Origin of the sequence: Anaerotignum lactatifermentans (genome assembly GCF_014982935.1) — a bacterium.
GTDB lineage: Bacteria > Bacillota > Clostridia > Lachnospirales > Anaerotignaceae > Anaerotignum > Anaerotignum lactatifermentans.
Map to the genome: position 1 here is coordinate 31,025 of NZ_JADCKK010000004.1, position 13,958 is coordinate 44,982.

Sequence of the window (13,958 nt, forward strand, 5' to 3'; positions counted from 1 at the left end):
TCTTTTTTTTCACAAATATTCTGAAAAGAAAACCGGGCGGGCACACGCCCGTACCCAGTTTTCCCTGTTACATTTTCTTCTATTTATTTTGATATGCTTAGATTTCTGCTTTCCACAGACCGTGCAGGTTGCAGTATTCGTAAGCAGCTACTGCCTGTTCGCCTTCTGCCAGTGCAAAGACTGCTTCGGGAGCGCCTGTGTGATCCAGATATTTGATCTGACCGCCCTGGCTGGTTTCCAGATAGATCCATGCGATGTGGTGTTCTTCCAGCATGGGATGTGTTACTTCGCCAACTTTTACAGTTACTTTGCTGCCTTCTACCTGAACTACAGGAACGTGTTTTTCGCCTGCGCCATCAGATGTGTTGGCTTTCAGTTCTGTCATTTTTTCGCCGCAGCATACTACGGGAACGCCTTTGTCTTCTACCATTGTGATGATGTTTTTACAGTGTTTGCAGATAAAAAATCTAGGTGCCTTCATGTTGCATACCTCCTTGTGTTATAAAATACCCTTTACATATCTAAATTATCCTCATTTCTGAGGTTTTTTCCTTTGACTTTTCTATGGGCTTATGATACCATAAAATCAGCAAAATATATGTTGCAAATGCAACAGAAAAGAGGTTTTTTATGAATTTATTGGAAAATCCTCTCTTTACCGGCATCCTCCCGGAAGAACTGGATCAAATGAAAACCTGTTTTGAAATGGAAAACCGCACATTTCGGGAAAAAGAGGAGATTCCCATGGAAGGCAAAGTGGGCATCCTCCTTTCGGGCAGCGTTTCCCTGAACCGCCTTGGGGCTGACGGCAATCTGGACATGCTGGAATACCTCACAGATGGGGGCATCTTCGGCTCTTTTTTCTCCCTGTTTGACGGGGGTGAGATCATTGCCATCTGCGAAAAAGCCTGCTCCATCGTATTCATCGACACCTGCCACATCACCAAACGATGCAGCCGCGCCTGTCATCATCACAGTCTGGTGGTGGAAAACCTCCTGTCCCTTATGACAGAAAAAGTGCAGCAGCTCAGCGAAAAAGTGGAGATTCTTTCCCATCGTTCCATCCGGGAAAAACTCCTGTGTTATTTCCGCCTGCAAAGCATGAAAACGGGAAAAGACGAAATCCTCATTCCCTTTTCTTTCAGCGCCCTTGCCAATTATCTTTGCGTTGACCGCAGCGCCATGACAAGAGAACTGCGGAAAATGAAAGCAGACGGTCTAGTGGACGTGAACGGCAGACAAGTCCATCTTTATCCTATGTAAAAAGAATTTCTTTATCAGAAAACAAAAATAGCTGGAATCCTTTGGGGAGCTCCTTCATAAGAAAACAAAGAAAGCCAAAATCCTTATGATGACAAAGGATTTCGGCTTTCTTATTTTATTAAGATTTTATTTGTTACGTTTTCTTCTGAAGGCAGCCGACGCAATTCCCCTTAAGAAAGCAAGGAAAAAACAATGTTTTCTTAAGGGGAATTTGCTTTGGGATACCAGCTATTTTATTTGTATCAGAATGATTTTCTGCAAAAGACAGCCAAAGCAGCCCCCGGCAAAAAGAATTCTTCAGGGAGCCAGCTCCGAGTCCTCTTTTTGTGTTTCCATATCCTTTGTTTCTCCTGTCAGATAAAAACATCTCCCCTTCGGGAGATTGGTCACTGCATCCGATGAAGGTATTTTTCTTTCGTTGCCATACCGCCCCGAATATGGCGTTCTGCCTTATTGACCTCCAACACCCGCCGCACAGACTTTGCCAGTTCCGGGTCGATCTTCTCCACCCGGTCTGTGATGTCTTTATGTACGGTGGATTTGCTGATGCCAAATTTCTTTGCTGTCTCCCGCACGGTGGCATTGGTGTGGATCATAAACTGAGCCACTGCCACCGCCCGTTCTTCAATATAGCTTTTCAAACAAAAGCACTCCCCTGAGATATTCTTGATTATCTATATGCAGAGAGCACACAGGATATGAATCCAGGCTGCTTCCTTAGAAGTTATGACATTTTCCCATATGTTTTTTTCTAGTAAAACAGCCTTTTCTCTGATTTTTCCCAGAAAAAAATATACTTTTCCCACCAAAAAACAATGATTTTTAATAGTAATGTTTTTTATGTTTTGTCATTTTTCCATAATAAAGCCTTGTTTTTCATGGCTGTAAGTGATATATTTATTCTTATAAATCAATTTTTATGAGATTTTCATGAGAAATCATAAATTTTATCATAATTATTTTTATGATTTATTCGTTTTATCTATATAAAATGAACAAAAATGGTTTACCACTGCCGTATGCAAACGGCATGGAAATATGAGAAAGGGGTAGATACTATGAAAAAACAATGGAAAATCATTGGGGCTCTGGGACTCTCCCTCTCCCTTTTGATGAGCAGCACCGCTTTGGCTGCCCACCCGAAAGGATATTGGCCCTATCTGTCTGCGTTCAACAACGCAAAGACAGCCAACAATCAGGCACAGATGATCACAACCGGCAATAAACTGCTGCAGTATTATCAGAACCTGCCGCTGGACAGCGACGTCGCTTCCATCCGTTACAACGTCAACTACGCAAATTACCCGATTTATGAAAAACAGGGCAATTACACCAAAGCAAAAGAAGCTTTGCAGCAGGTAGCCACCAACGGGGCTTATCTGGGCTTTCATGACGCGGTGACCATGGCAAACGAACGTATGCGGAAAATTTCTCCCAATGCACAGGTTTACGCACTGACAAACACTTCCGCGCCTTACTATGGTGCGAAACATGAACCCAAAAACGGTACATTATACGGCCGTGTATGGACAGAACAGAATGACAGCGCCGCTCAGAACGAAGCCATCGTTTCTTTCTATATTGAAATGGGACAGAACGCAGCGGACTATGAACGTTTCATCGAGCCTTATGAAGGCGGCGACCATGTAATCCACATCGCTTGGAACTTCCCCGGCGAAGGCAGCACCGTAAGTGCCATCAACAGCGGCTCTTATGACAGCAACATCCAGCAGACACTCCAGTATCTGGCAACCATCGATGCCCCCGTTCTGCTGCGTATCGGCGGTGAAATGAACATCTGGACAACTGCTACCACAGGAGATGCTTTCAAAGCAGCTTATACCCGCATTGCAAAACAGGCAAGAACCATCTGCCCGAACGTGGCACTGGTATTCTCCACCAACTACACCTCTCCTTTCGGCGGCAGCATGGAACCTTACTTCCCTGACGCTTCTCTGGTAGACTGGGTAGGTACTTCCCTGTACAACAACAAATATCAGTTTGCTTCCAGCCCCACCAAAGGCGTGGACAACAACGAAATGTACTTCGGTATCGGTGATTACGCAGACCCTGTGAAAAACCTGAGCCATACAGCAGATTTGGCAAAGAAATACAACAAACCCATCATCATCACCGAAGGGGGCAGCGGTTATCTGTCCGGCTATGCGGATACAGCAACCTTCGCAGCAGACCGTATCCGCGAAGCATACACTTCACTGAACATGGTTTACCCTCAGGTAAAAGCCATCATCCACTTTGACCGCAGCGGCAGCGGCTATGATTATTCTCTGCAGAACAATGCTACCGTACAGGCAGCTTACAACAGCGCACTGAAATCCAATCCCACACTGATGTCCAGCCCCAGCCAGACAGTGACACAGTCCTTCAAGCCTCTGTCTCAGGTAACAGGCGCAAATGGCGTTGTAACACTGCGTGCATACTGTGATGTCATCGGTCAGACTGTCACCGTAACCTATTCCGTAGACGGCAAATGGGTCGGCACACAGAAAACCGTGCCTTACAACTGCCAGCTGGATACTTCCACACTGACAGCAGGCAACCATACTTTGAAAGTGGTATTCAACGCACCCAACGGCTACAGCCAGACACTGAATTATCAGCTGACAAAAGCAGCCAACGGCAGCGTATCTTTCAAACAGGCATAAATTTTCCGGCACATCAAAAGCCGAATACCCTTCGGGGCATCTTCATAAGATAAGAAAACAAAGAAAGCTGAAATCCTGCAAAGGATTCCAGCTTTCTTCTTTTTTGAAAGAAAAAAAGCACGGCACCTTTCGGTGCCGTGCCTGCTGATTATTTATCTCCTGCTGATGGGTTCCTCATCAGCCTTCAATGGCGATTCTGCCGTCATGTTCAACCTGAGGTGCTTCTTTTCTAGGCAGTGTCAGTGTCAAAACGCCGTCTTCATATTTTGCCTGTACATCGTCAGGTGTCATATGGTCACCTACATAGAAGGTACGGCGCATGGAGCCTGCGTAACGTTCCTGACGCAGATAAATGCCATCTTCTTCTTTCTTTTCTTCTTTTTTCGTAGCGGAAATGGTCAGGTAACCTTTATTCAGGTTAATCTGTACGTCTTCTTTTTTGAAGCCGGGCAAATTCATAACCACTTCATATTTGTCTTCTGTTCTTCTTACATCTGTCAGCATGACATCTTTTGCGTGTTTGCCGTACAAAGGATTCATTTTTGCGAAAAATTCTCTGTCGAAAGAGGTATCGGGCCAGTTTTCGTTGTCAAACAGGTTATCTCCAAAAAAGTTATGCATCATCATCATAAGTCATATCTCCCTTCATAAATGACATTTACATGTTTGAATCAGCACGGTCGGAGAATTCCGAAGGTGTTGTTGTTCTCTTTTCGGACGCGGGCACAGGTGCCTTTTTTCTTTTAGTACCTTTCCTTTGTTCGACTGTATCTTAGCACCATTTGTTAGCACTGTCAAGAGGTGAGTGATAATTTTTTTAAAAAAATTTTTGGCATGGGAAAAAGCTTGAAAAATCAAGCTTTTCCTGCCTTTCCCAATGCCATGAGGATATGAAGCAGTCTGCCATTGACGGAATCATCCTGCAAAATCACTTTATCGTCGGCAGCATGAAAGAGCGCATCGGCACATTCGCCGCAGATATCCGCCCCCAGCACTCGGCAACGGTGGAACAATTCCAGAATCACGTTCTGAAGCTGAGAAAAAGTCAGCGTACCCTGCTGCCAATTGGTATGTACCTGAGAAGGTGAAAGGATATCCTTATCAATGGACAGATAGACAGGCAAATCCTTGGGGAAACAGCTTTCCCAACGGTCGCCTTCCGCAATCTGGCTTTCCTCATAAGCCACCATACGGCTGCGGTAAGGCTCCGGCACAGCTGCCACCAGTTCCTTGTCAGCACCCAGCAGCACCACCTTTTGTACATAAGGATTTCCATCCAGCACCCCATTGACCCAACAGCCGCAGGACAGCAATTCCTGAAACAAAGGCGGCTGCATGTCCGGGTGATGGTCTGCCACAGCCAGCACAAAAGGCTCCCGCAGTTTTTCCGTCCACAGCTTCGTCATATAATGGTAATTACCGGAGTCTATGAAATGGATGGCTTCCGCGGAATACGGGGCAATCTTCCGGCGTAAGGCTTGTTCCCCTTCTTCGTCACAGTAGCAGTTGGTGCCCTGTATATCCCGGCAGTCAATCCAGTGCACATGAACCCCCCGGTAAAAACGCTCCTTCTCATAAATGCCTGTAAAATCCATAATGGTCACATCGGATTTCATCAAATCCCTTCTTTCTTTCCAAAAGGAAAAAGGAACCGTACCCCCAGGGGCATCTTCATAAGAAAACAAAGAAAGCCAAAATCCTTATGATGACAAAGGATTTTGGCTTTTTTTTATAAAGATTTTCGTTGTTATGTTTTCTCACGAAGATAGCCATCGCAATTCCCCTTAAGAAATCAAGGAAGCGAAAATCAATGTTTTCTTAAGGGGAATTTGCTTTGTACCGTTCCCCTTTGCCTGCCTTCAGCATACCACTAAGGAAAACAAAATACAAGATACCTTATACAAAAAACAATATCCATGAAAAAATTAGATGCTTTTTTCACAAAAAATGTTTCAAAATGAATTTTCATCGTGTAATTTTCCTTTTTGCCAATTTTCCGTTAAGAAAATAGATATTGTATTGTTTTTTGTGCATTTTGTGCATGAACTTCATATAATGACAGACGTAGTTTTTCCAGTCTATTCCAGAAAAGGAAGAAACTACACACAAGTTCGGAGAGGAGGTATTATTTTATGACAACATTTATAATCGGACTTGTACTTTTAATTGTTGGGGGTGCCGTATACGGAAAATTCGTAGAACACATTTTCCACCCCGACGACCGGCAGACACCTGCCGTACGGAAACAGGACGGTGTTGACTTTGTTCCCATGAGCAAATTCAAAAACGCCCTCATCAACCTGCTGAACATCGCAGGTACCGGCCCTATCTTTGGGCCCATTCAGGGCATTTTGTTCGGGCCCATCGCATTCATCACCATTCCCATCGGCTGCGTCATCAGTGGTGCAACCCATGACTACCTGAGTGGTATGATGTCTCTGCGTCAGGACGGCGCACAGATGCCCGGTATCGTTCGTAAATTCCTGGGCAACAAAACATTCCAGGTATACAACATCTTCCTGTGCATCCTGATGCTGCTGGTAGGTGCCGTATTTACCTACACACCCGGCGACTTGTTCGCAAACCAGATCGTTGGTATCGAAGGGGTCAACGTCTGGACATGGGTTATCTATGCTGTGATCCTGGCTTACTACCTGATCGCAACACTGTTCCCCATCGATAAAATCATCGGCAGAATCTACCCTATCTTCGGTGTCATCCTGATGCTGTCCGCAGTTGGCGTATTCTTCGGCATCTTCTTCAAGGGCTATGAACTGATGAACATTGACTTCTCCCATGGTCTGAGCGGTATCTTCAATGTATATCCTCTGTGGGATGCAGCCGGCAACACTGGCGCAGGCACACCTTTCATTCCTGTATTCTTCGTAACCGTTGCCTGCGGTATCACATCCGGTTTCCACTCCACACAGTGTACACTGATCGGCCGCAGCGTTACTTCCGAAAAAGAAGGTCGTTTCACATTCTACTGGATGATGATTCTGGAAGGTCTGATCGCTATGATCTGGGCTGCAGCTGCTATGGGTATCTATGACAAAGGCTCCGTCAGCGGCGCAACAGACGTTGTCGGCGAAGTTGCAAAAGACCTGCTGGGTCCCGTTGGTGGTCTGATCGCAATCCTGGGCGTTATCGTACTGCCTATCACTTCCGGTGATACAGCGCTGCGTTCCTGCCGTCTGATGGTTGCGGACTACCTGCACATCGATCAGAAAGAAAAAAGAAATCGTATCATGGTAACACTGGGTATCTTCATCCCCGTTATCGCAATTCTGATATTCGCAAAACTGAATGCAGAAGGCTTCAACATCCTGTGGAGATACTTCGCATGGGCTAACCAGACCATCGCTGTATTCGCCTTCGCAGCAATCACTGTTTACCTGTGTGCAAAGAAAGGCGCACCTAAATACGCGTTCCTCATCTCTCTGCTGCCTGGTACATTCTATATCTTCATCATTTCTTCCTTCCTGCTGAGCCAGTCCATCGGTTTTGGTCTGCCTCTGAACGTATCTTACGTCATCGCAGGTATCATCGCACTGCTGTACCTGATTCTGGTACCTCGCGCAGGGAAGAAATACGCAGCAAGCCATACAGAAGAATAAGATTCTGTATCCACTATATTAAGAAATTGTCAACAACGCGAAGGAAAACAGACTTCGCAAAAAACACTCTTATTAAAGAAAATAGCTGGAGTCCTGAAAGGATTCCAGCTATTTTTGTTTTCGAAAAAGTTTTCATTAAAAAGGAATATCGTCTTCCTCCATAACGGTGCCAGGTACCAAGTCTGCCAGATGTTTCAGAATATAAAGCTGAGCTTTGGGCGTATAAAGCACTGCTTCATAATCCCCCCGATAGCCATGGCGTTCCTCCATATAAATGCCCAAATCCATGCCTTCTCTGGTAGGGACTTTCCGCTTTCTGCCGTCATCTTTCGTCCTTGTCAGCAAAAAACCCCTTAGGGGCATCTTCATAAGAAAACAAAGAAATCTAAAATCCTTATCAGGACAAAGGATTTTAGATTTCTTATTTTATTAAAATTTTATTTGTTATGTTTTCTTATGAAGACAGCCGTCGCACTTCCCCTTAAGAAATCAAGGAAAAGAAAAATCAATGTTTTCTTAAGGGGAAGTTGCTTTCCTCCAGCCCTTTCGTAATGGCAGTAGGAGAAAGTCTGCCACAGTCCTTTCCCATCTGCTCCTCAATGGCTGAAACAAAGGCAGTGATGCCTGCCGCTTCCGGCAAGGGCAGGATACCGGAAAGCTGGTAAGGGGTGATGCGGAATTTCCCTCTTCGCTCCCGTTTGGGTCTGGGGGCAGGTGCAGGTCTGTCCTGTTCCAATAAATCCCGCAAACAGTGGGAAGCCTGTGTCAATGTCCGCAAAACGGCAGCATCTGCAAAAGCGCCTGTGAGGGGCAGTTCTTCCCCTGTCAAAGGATGCCGACCCTCTGCCAACGCCCGCAACTGCTGACAGATCTGTTCTTGTTTTTCCCGTTCCATATATGGGGCATCTTCATAAGAAAACAAAGAAAGCTGAAATCCTTATCATATAGAGGATTTCAGCTTTCTTATTTCTAATGAGATTTTATTGGATATGTTTTCTTATGAAGACAGCCATCGCAATTCCCCTTAAGAAATCAAGGAAGAAGAAAACCAATGTTTTCTTAAGGGGAAGTTGCTTTATCTCTCCCCTTTTTTCAGCCGTTCCAAAATCTCCTCATCGGCAGGGCAGAAATCAAATTTCCCGATTTCCGCCGGCGTAATCCACTGCAAGTCCACATGCTCCAGTTTCTTGGGAACGCCTGCGGCAATTCTGGCGTGAAACAGTGTCAGATGCACCGTCAGGTCAGGGTATTCGTGGGTCACTTCCATGAACACATCCCCTACGGAAAGGGTGATGTCCAGTTCTTCCCGACATTCCCGGATGAGGGCATCTTCCTTTGTTTCTCCCGGCTCCACTTTGCCGCCTACAAATTCCCACAGCAGTCCCCTTGCCTTATGGGCAGGACGTTGGCAAATCAAAAAACGGTCGCCGTCCCAAATGAGCGCCGCTACCACTTCTGTCATATGTTTCTCCTCCGTTCTCTGTGAATCTGCTTCCATTGTACGGCAAAATCCGCCGCAAATCCAGAAAAAGCACGAAATCTCTAAGGGCATCTTCATAAGAAAACAAAGAAAGCCGAAATCCTTGTCCGATTAGAGGATTTCAGCTTTCTGATTTTACTGCGATTTGATGGGATATGTTTTCAAGAAGCCCCTTTCAGCCTGCGTGCTTTGCTCATTTATGATGTGGTGTAAAGTAATATGTTTTTTCTTCCGCTGCCCAGTGCCCCTCTACGCCGAAAACGTCGTTGAGAAGTCCACTTTGGAACAGTTCCTCTGGCTGCTGCACCGCCAAAAGCCGTCCTTTTTCCATAACAGCAATGCGGTGGCTATAAGTCAGGGCATGGGCAAGGTCATGAAGCACCATGACGATGGTTTTGCCCTCGCGGTTCAGTCTGCGGATGAGTTCCAATATCTCAAACTGCTTGCCGATATCCAGATAAGTGGTAGGCTCATCCAAGTAAATCAAATCTGTATCCTGAGCAATGACCATAGCCAGATAGGCTTTCTGCCGCTCGCCGCCAGAAAGGGAACGCAAATCCCGATGGCGCATATCTGCCACCCCTGCCAGTTCCATGGCTTCCGCCACTTTTTCTTTATCCTCTTTGCCGGGTCGTCTGGACAATCCCAGATAAGGGAATCTGCCGTGGAGCACCAGCTGCTCCACAGGAATCCCCGGAATACTGCGGCTCTGGGGCAGGAGTGCCGCCTGTTTTGCCATCTCTTTCTGGGAAAAATCATCTAATTTTCTGCCAAAGAGCATGATTTCTCCTGCCATCAAAGGCAGTTGTCTGGCGGCAGCCTTCAGCAACGTGGATTTGCCGCAGCCATTTGGTCCTGCCAATGTGAGGATTTCCCCTCTTTTCACGTCCAAGGTGATATCCTCCAATATTTTTTTGCTGGCATAGCCTGTAGCAACGTTGGAAAATGTCAGTACGGATTCAGTCATAGATTTTCCCCCTTCCGCCTTTCAGAAGCAGGAACAGGAAGAAGGGTCCGCCCAGCAGTGCCAGTATGATGCCCACAGGCAATTCAAAGGGCGCAAATACCCATTTGCCTAAAGCGTCGCAGACCAGCGCAAAAACCGCTCCCAACAGTGCCGCGCAGGGAATGACCAGACGGTTATCACCGCCGGCAAATCTGCGGCAAATATGGGGCACAATGAGCCCGATGAAACCCAGCAGCCCCGCGAAACTAACGGCAGAGCCTGCCAGCAAAGACGCAATGACGATGAACAAAAACCGTACCACCACCACACGCATCCCAAGGCTGGCAGCGATTTCTTCCCCCAGAGAAAGGACATTCAGGTCATAGCTGAACACCAACGCCAGCACCAAACCGATGACGATAAGCACCACTGCCGGTTTCAGCGCTGTCATGGTGACGCCGGCAAAACTGCCCACCATGAAGCCCGTTGCCCCAATGACATCGTCGGGAAACAGGATAGTGAGAACGTCGATACCAGCGGACAAAATGCTGCTGACAGCCACACCGGCCAGCACCAAAGTCATACGGGACGCCCCTGTTTTTGCTGCCAAAGCGTAAATGAACAAACTGGTGGCAAGCGCGCCTACAAAAGCCGCCAAAGGCACTGCCGCCCACGCCGTCGGTGCCAAAGAAGCAGCCAAAAGGGCGCAGAACCCCGCACCGGAATTAACGCCGATGATGTTAGGGCTGGCAAGGGAGTTATTGAGCACCGCCTGAATGATAGCGCCGCTGACAGCAAGGGCAGCCCCTGCGAAAATGGCCGCCAATGTTCGTGGCAGACGCACATACAGGAAGATGCGGTATGTGGTATCTGTTTTGTCCCCCGCTTGCAGGGCGTGATACAGTTCCCCCAGGGACAGACTGCTGGAACCGGTAAAAAGGCTGAGGCAAACTGCCCCAGCCAGACAACACAGCAATAATATCAGGAGAAAAGCTCCCTTATGCCATGATCGCATCAATATCCTCTGCTAATTCTGGATAGAGCAGTTTTGCCATATAAGCATAACTTTCTGCCCAGCGCGCGTTTGGTTTATAGTGGAACAGGTCTTTGGGCAGTACATAGCATCTGTCCTGCTGTACCGCTGTGAGGCCTTCCCATGCGGGGTTGGACATGATACCGCTTTCCAGTGCCGCAAGGGCAGCATCTTCCGCACCCATGGTGGTGATGAATATAAAATCAGGGTCTTCTGTAATGATTTCCTCAATGCTCAAATCTTCCAGCAGGGATTCATGACGAGCGACGATATTATCTACACCCAAGTCCTCCATGATATAGCCTGTCTGGTTATCGGCGCCTTTGGCTTTTGCCCCTGTGGAGAAGGCACGAATCAAAAGACCTGTGGGACCTTCTTCCCCTGCGGTCAGTTCTTTGATTTTTGTGATTTTCTGTTCCACCAAAGCGCCATTCTGTTCGTACAGGTCACTGCGGCCTGTCATCTGGCAGAACAATTCCAGCATGGACAGATAATCGGCGAAGGTATCCACGCGGAAATAAGCGTGGGGGATACCTGCTTCTGTCAAAGCCTGCTGCATGTCCACCTGTGTGGCAATGTCCGCGGACAGAATTACAAAATCAGGATTTACCGCCAGAATGGATTCCAGAGAAGGACTTTTTACACTGCCAATCATAGCAACATCGTCCCCCAGTTCCATGTTCCTCTCCTCAATGGCATCTTCTGTAACACCAGCCAGTGTGCCCCCAGCCAGTGTCCATGTTTCCGCAAAGGAGCCATAGAGGGAAACCACTGTATCCCAGCTTTCAATCTGCACTTCTGTACCCAGTGCATCAGTGAATGTAACACCCTGCACAGCTGTTTCCGCCGCTTCGGATTCCATGGTGGTATCATCTTTGCCGCAGCCTGCCAATGTGCCCCCCAACAGTGTCAGGGAAAGGGCTGCTGCCAATATTCTGCGAAGTGTGAATTTCATGTTATGCTCTCTCCTTTACAGGCGCTGCCAGAATTTCTTCCTTACGATTCAGCAGGTCGTCGCTGAACAGTGCCGCTTCCATTTTATCCACGCCGATACGGTCCATAGCTGCGCCCAGACGTTCCTTCTGGTAAGCGTTTTCTTTGAACCACAGCATGGTTTTTTCCAGCAGAGGGAAGATTTCTTCTTTTTCCACAAAACGGCTCAGAGCGGTGCCCATGCGGGTCTTTTTGCCCCATGTGCCGCCAACGAAGATTTTATAAACTTCTTTGTCATGTTTTGCCACTGCGCCAAAAGGACATTTCCCTGTGCTGCATACGCCGCAGGCAGAGCACAGATTGGGGTCGATGTGCATTTTGCCGTCAACGACTTTTGCCGCTTTCATGGGACAGTTCACTTCTACCATACATTTTTTGCAGCCTCTGCATTTTTCCACGTCGTACTGGGGAACACGGTGACCTTCCACGCCGAAGTCGTTGAGACTGGGTTTCATACAGCTGTTGGGACAGCCGCCTACTGCGATTTTGAATTTATGAGGCAGTTTCACTTCTCTCCAGCCAATATAATATTTGTCATGGATTTCCTGCGCCAAGCCCTGTGTGTCGAAGTTGCCGTATACGCAAGTGGTGCCTTTGCATGCCGCTACAGGACGGATTTTCGCACCTGTGCCGCCGAAGAGCAGACCTTCTTCTGCCAGAAAAGCTTTGGCGGGTTCGATGTCATCAAAATGGATGCCGGGCAGTTCCACTGCCAGACGGCTGGTCATGGTGATTTTGCCATTGCCGAATTTTTCCGCACATTCCGCAATTTTCATCATTTCTTTTGCGGTGAATACGCCGTTGCCGGGCAGTACACGACCAGAAAACATCTCTGTGCCTCTGTTAATCAAAAAGCCCTGTCCTTTTACGTTCTTGATATCATCCTGACTTAATTTTACCATAAACATTCTCCTTCTTTCTTCTGCACATAATCCCTCTTTTTGCAGACAACTGCATAGTTATCCCTATTGTACCATCGAGCCTATGTGTTGTATACTAGGAAAATAAAAAGAAACTCATAGGGAAAAACCTTTCATCACGTAAAAAATAAAAAGAGGAATCCACATGACACTGCGACATCTGGAAATTTTTCTTGCCGTAGCCGAAACAGGCAGTATGCGCAAAGCTGCAGAACAGCTTTACATCTCCCAGCCTACCGTCAGCGGCGCCATACGGGAAATGGAGGAGGAATATGACGTACTGCTGTTTGAACGGCTGAACCAGCGGCTTTTCATCACCCCCGAAGGCAGGCAGCTGACCATTTACGCCAGAGAACTTCTTTCCCTGTTTCACGAAATGGAATACACCCTCCGTCACAGCAGTGACCACGCCATTCTCCGCATTGGCGCCACCCTCACGGTAGGTACCTGTGTCCTGCCGGAGATTCTGCGGCAATTGGAGGAGGAAAAACATATCCCCACTTCCGTACAGGTGGAAAATACCCGCACCATCGTGCAAAGACTGGCGGAAGGAGCATTGGACATCGGTTTTGTGGAAGGGGAAGTCCACCATCCCGATTTGGTGGTACTGCCTGTCATGGCGGACAGTTTGACTGCTGTTTGCGCCCATGCTGCGCCGCCCATGACCCTTGCCGAACTTTGCCAGACCTATCCCCTCCTCATGCGGGAAAAAGGCAGCGGTACAAGAGAAATGACTGACCGTATTTTGGCGGAAAAGGGCATTTCCTGCGACATCCGCTGGGAATGCAGCAATACCCAGACACTGCTCCAAGCGGCAGAATCCGGTTTGGGCGTCACCATCATCAGCCGCCTTCTTGCCGCCGATGCCCTTGCCGCAGGCAGGCTCTTTGAAATCCCACTGACAGACTGCGAACTGAGCCGCACCCTCCGGCTGGTGTGGCACAAGAATAAATTCCAAGGGGACAGCTTTCTTGCCTTTTGCCATCTGTGCCGGCAATACACTGCCGCCTGTCATCAGGAAATTGTGAAAGGATAGAAAG

15 protein-coding genes are annotated in these 13,958 nt (G+C 47.5%); 4 read left to right on the top strand and 11 right to left on the bottom strand.

Going from position 1 to position 13,958, the window contains the following annotated elements; all coding sequences use genetic code 11:
- Positions 1-97 precede the first annotated feature (97 nt).
- On the bottom strand, positions 98-481 hold the full coding sequence (locus INF29_RS01790; RefSeq protein WP_022364961.1) for a desulfoferrodoxin family protein: 384 nt from the start codon (positions 479-481) through the stop codon (positions 98-100).
- A gap of 149 nt (positions 482-630) precedes the next feature.
- Between INF29_RS01790 and INF29_RS01795 the strand changes: the two genes are divergently transcribed.
- A complete protein-coding gene (locus INF29_RS01795) occupies positions 631-1,263 on the top strand; it encodes a Crp/Fnr family transcriptional regulator (protein WP_087988865.1) in 633 nt (210 codons plus the stop codon).
- A 386-nt stretch (positions 1,264-1,649) separates the two neighbouring features.
- On the opposite strand, the gene spoIIID is transcribed toward INF29_RS01795, so the two are convergent.
- On the bottom strand, positions 1,650-1,904 hold the full coding sequence (gene spoIIID, locus INF29_RS01800) for a sporulation transcriptional regulator SpoIIID (protein ID WP_022255925.1): 255 nt from the start codon (positions 1,902-1,904) through the stop codon (positions 1,650-1,652).
- Between the two features lie 417 nt (positions 1,905-2,321).
- Between spoIIID and INF29_RS01805 the strand changes: the two genes are divergently transcribed.
- Positions 2,322-3,929: an Ig-like domain-containing protein gene (locus INF29_RS01805; RefSeq protein ID WP_193484255.1), complete on the top strand. Its 1,608-nt coding sequence runs from the start codon at positions 2,322-2,324 to the stop codon at positions 3,927-3,929.
- 177 nt (positions 3,930-4,106) lie between these two features.
- Here INF29_RS01805 and INF29_RS01810 read toward each other — a convergent pair whose 3' ends face one another.
- Both INF29_RS01810 and INF29_RS01815 read right to left on the bottom strand, forming a co-directional pair.
- The gene (locus tag INF29_RS01810; protein WP_072848527.1) at positions 4,107-4,556 is read right to left on the bottom strand and encodes an Hsp20/alpha crystallin family protein; all 450 of its coding nucleotides are present in this window, start codon (positions 4,554-4,556) and stop codon (positions 4,107-4,109) included.
- A gap of 227 nt (positions 4,557-4,783) precedes the next feature.
- Positions 4,784-5,545 (bottom strand): arginase family protein, encoded by a 762-nt coding sequence (locus INF29_RS01815; protein ID WP_193484256.1) that lies wholly within the window; start codon positions 5,543-5,545, stop codon positions 4,784-4,786.
- A gap of 516 nt (positions 5,546-6,061) precedes the next feature.
- Here INF29_RS01815 and INF29_RS01820 point away from each other — a divergent pair.
- Positions 6,062-7,546 carry a carbon starvation CstA family protein gene (locus tag INF29_RS01820; RefSeq protein ID WP_193484258.1) on the top strand — a complete coding sequence of 495 codons (1,485 nt, stop codon included), beginning with the start codon at positions 6,062-6,064 and terminating at the stop codon, positions 7,544-7,546.
- Between the two features lie 135 nt (positions 7,547-7,681).
- Here INF29_RS01820 and INF29_RS01825 read toward each other — a convergent pair whose 3' ends face one another.
- From INF29_RS01825 to INF29_RS01855, 7 genes are all read right to left on the bottom strand, one after another.
- Positions 7,682-7,891: a hypothetical protein gene (locus INF29_RS01825; RefSeq protein WP_193484260.1), complete on the bottom strand. Its 210-nt coding sequence runs from the start codon at positions 7,889-7,891 to the stop codon at positions 7,682-7,684.
- Between the two features lie 160 nt (positions 7,892-8,051).
- Entirely contained in the window at positions 8,052-8,441 is a 390-nt protein-coding gene (locus tag INF29_RS01830) for a hypothetical protein (RefSeq protein ID WP_193484262.1), read from the bottom strand.
- A 180-nt stretch (positions 8,442-8,621) separates the two neighbouring features.
- Positions 8,622-9,008: a (deoxy)nucleoside triphosphate pyrophosphohydrolase gene (locus tag INF29_RS01835; RefSeq protein WP_072848236.1), complete on the bottom strand. Its 387-nt coding sequence runs from the start codon at positions 9,006-9,008 to the stop codon at positions 8,622-8,624.
- A gap of 211 nt (positions 9,009-9,219) precedes the next feature.
- On the bottom strand, positions 9,220-9,993 hold the full coding sequence (locus INF29_RS01840) for an ABC transporter ATP-binding protein (RefSeq protein ID WP_193484263.1): 774 nt from the start codon (positions 9,991-9,993) through the stop codon (positions 9,220-9,222).
- Positions 9,986-10,987 (bottom strand): FecCD family ABC transporter permease, encoded by a 1,002-nt coding sequence (locus tag INF29_RS01845; RefSeq protein WP_193484265.1) that lies wholly within the window; start codon positions 10,985-10,987, stop codon positions 9,986-9,988. Before INF29_RS01845 ends, INF29_RS01840 begins: the two co-directional genes overlap by 8 nt.
- A complete protein-coding gene (locus INF29_RS01850) occupies positions 10,971-11,960 on the bottom strand; it encodes an ABC transporter substrate-binding protein (protein WP_193484267.1) in 990 nt (329 codons plus the stop codon). The genes INF29_RS01845 and INF29_RS01850 overlap by 17 nt, the downstream gene beginning before the upstream one ends.
- 1 nt (position 11,961) lies before the next feature.
- Entirely contained in the window at positions 11,962-12,900 is a 939-nt protein-coding gene (locus INF29_RS01855; protein WP_193484269.1) for a (4Fe-4S)-binding protein, read from the bottom strand.
- Between the two features lie 163 nt (positions 12,901-13,063).
- Here INF29_RS01855 and INF29_RS01860 point away from each other — a divergent pair, with 163 nt between their 5' ends.
- Entirely contained in the window at positions 13,064-13,954 is an 891-nt protein-coding gene (locus tag INF29_RS01860) for a LysR family transcriptional regulator (protein ID WP_193484271.1), read from the top strand.
- Positions 13,955-13,958: the final 4 nt, after the last annotated feature.

Excerpts from the sequence above, each read along its gene's own strand:
- INF29_RS01820 (WP_193484258.1), top strand. The coding sequence starts at position 6,062 with ATGACAACATTTATAATCGGACTTGTACTTTTAATTGTTGGGGGTGCC.
- INF29_RS01805 (WP_193484255.1), top strand. The coding sequence starts at position 2,322 with ATGAAAAAACAATGGAAAATCATTGGGGCTCTGGGACTCTCCCTCTCC.
- INF29_RS01830 (WP_193484262.1), bottom strand. The coding sequence starts at position 8,441 with ATGGAACGGGAAAAACAAGAACAGATCTGTCAGCAGTTGCGGGCGTTG.
- INF29_RS01815 (WP_193484256.1), bottom strand. The coding sequence starts at position 5,545 with ATGAAATCCGATGTGACCATTATGGATTTTACAGGCATTTATGAGAAG.
- INF29_RS01860 (WP_193484271.1), top strand. The coding sequence starts at position 13,064 with ATGACACTGCGACATCTGGAAATTTTTCTTGCCGTAGCCGAAACAGGC.
- INF29_RS01790 (WP_022364961.1), bottom strand. The coding sequence starts at position 481 with ATGAAGGCACCTAGATTTTTTATCTGCAAACACTGTAAAAACATCATC.
- INF29_RS01850 (WP_193484267.1), bottom strand. The coding sequence starts at position 11,960 with ATGAAATTCACACTTCGCAGAATATTGGCAGCAGCCCTTTCCCTGACA.
- INF29_RS01810 (WP_072848527.1), bottom strand. The coding sequence starts at position 4,556 with ATGATGATGCATAACTTTTTTGGAGATAACCTGTTTGACAACGAAAAC.
- INF29_RS01795 (WP_087988865.1), top strand. The coding sequence starts at position 631 with ATGAATTTATTGGAAAATCCTCTCTTTACCGGCATCCTCCCGGAAGAA.
- INF29_RS01840 (WP_193484263.1), bottom strand. The coding sequence starts at position 9,993 with ATGACTGAATCCGTACTGACATTTTCCAACGTTGCTACAGGCTATGCC.
- INF29_RS01835 (WP_072848236.1), bottom strand. The coding sequence starts at position 9,008 with ATGACAGAAGTGGTAGCGGCGCTCATTTGGGACGGCGACCGTTTTTTG.
- INF29_RS01845 (WP_193484265.1), bottom strand. The coding sequence starts at position 10,987 with ATGCGATCATGGCATAAGGGAGCTTTTCTCCTGATATTATTGCTGTGT.
- INF29_RS01855 (WP_193484269.1), bottom strand. The coding sequence starts at position 12,900 with ATGGTAAAATTAAGTCAGGATGATATCAAGAACGTAAAAGGACAGGGC.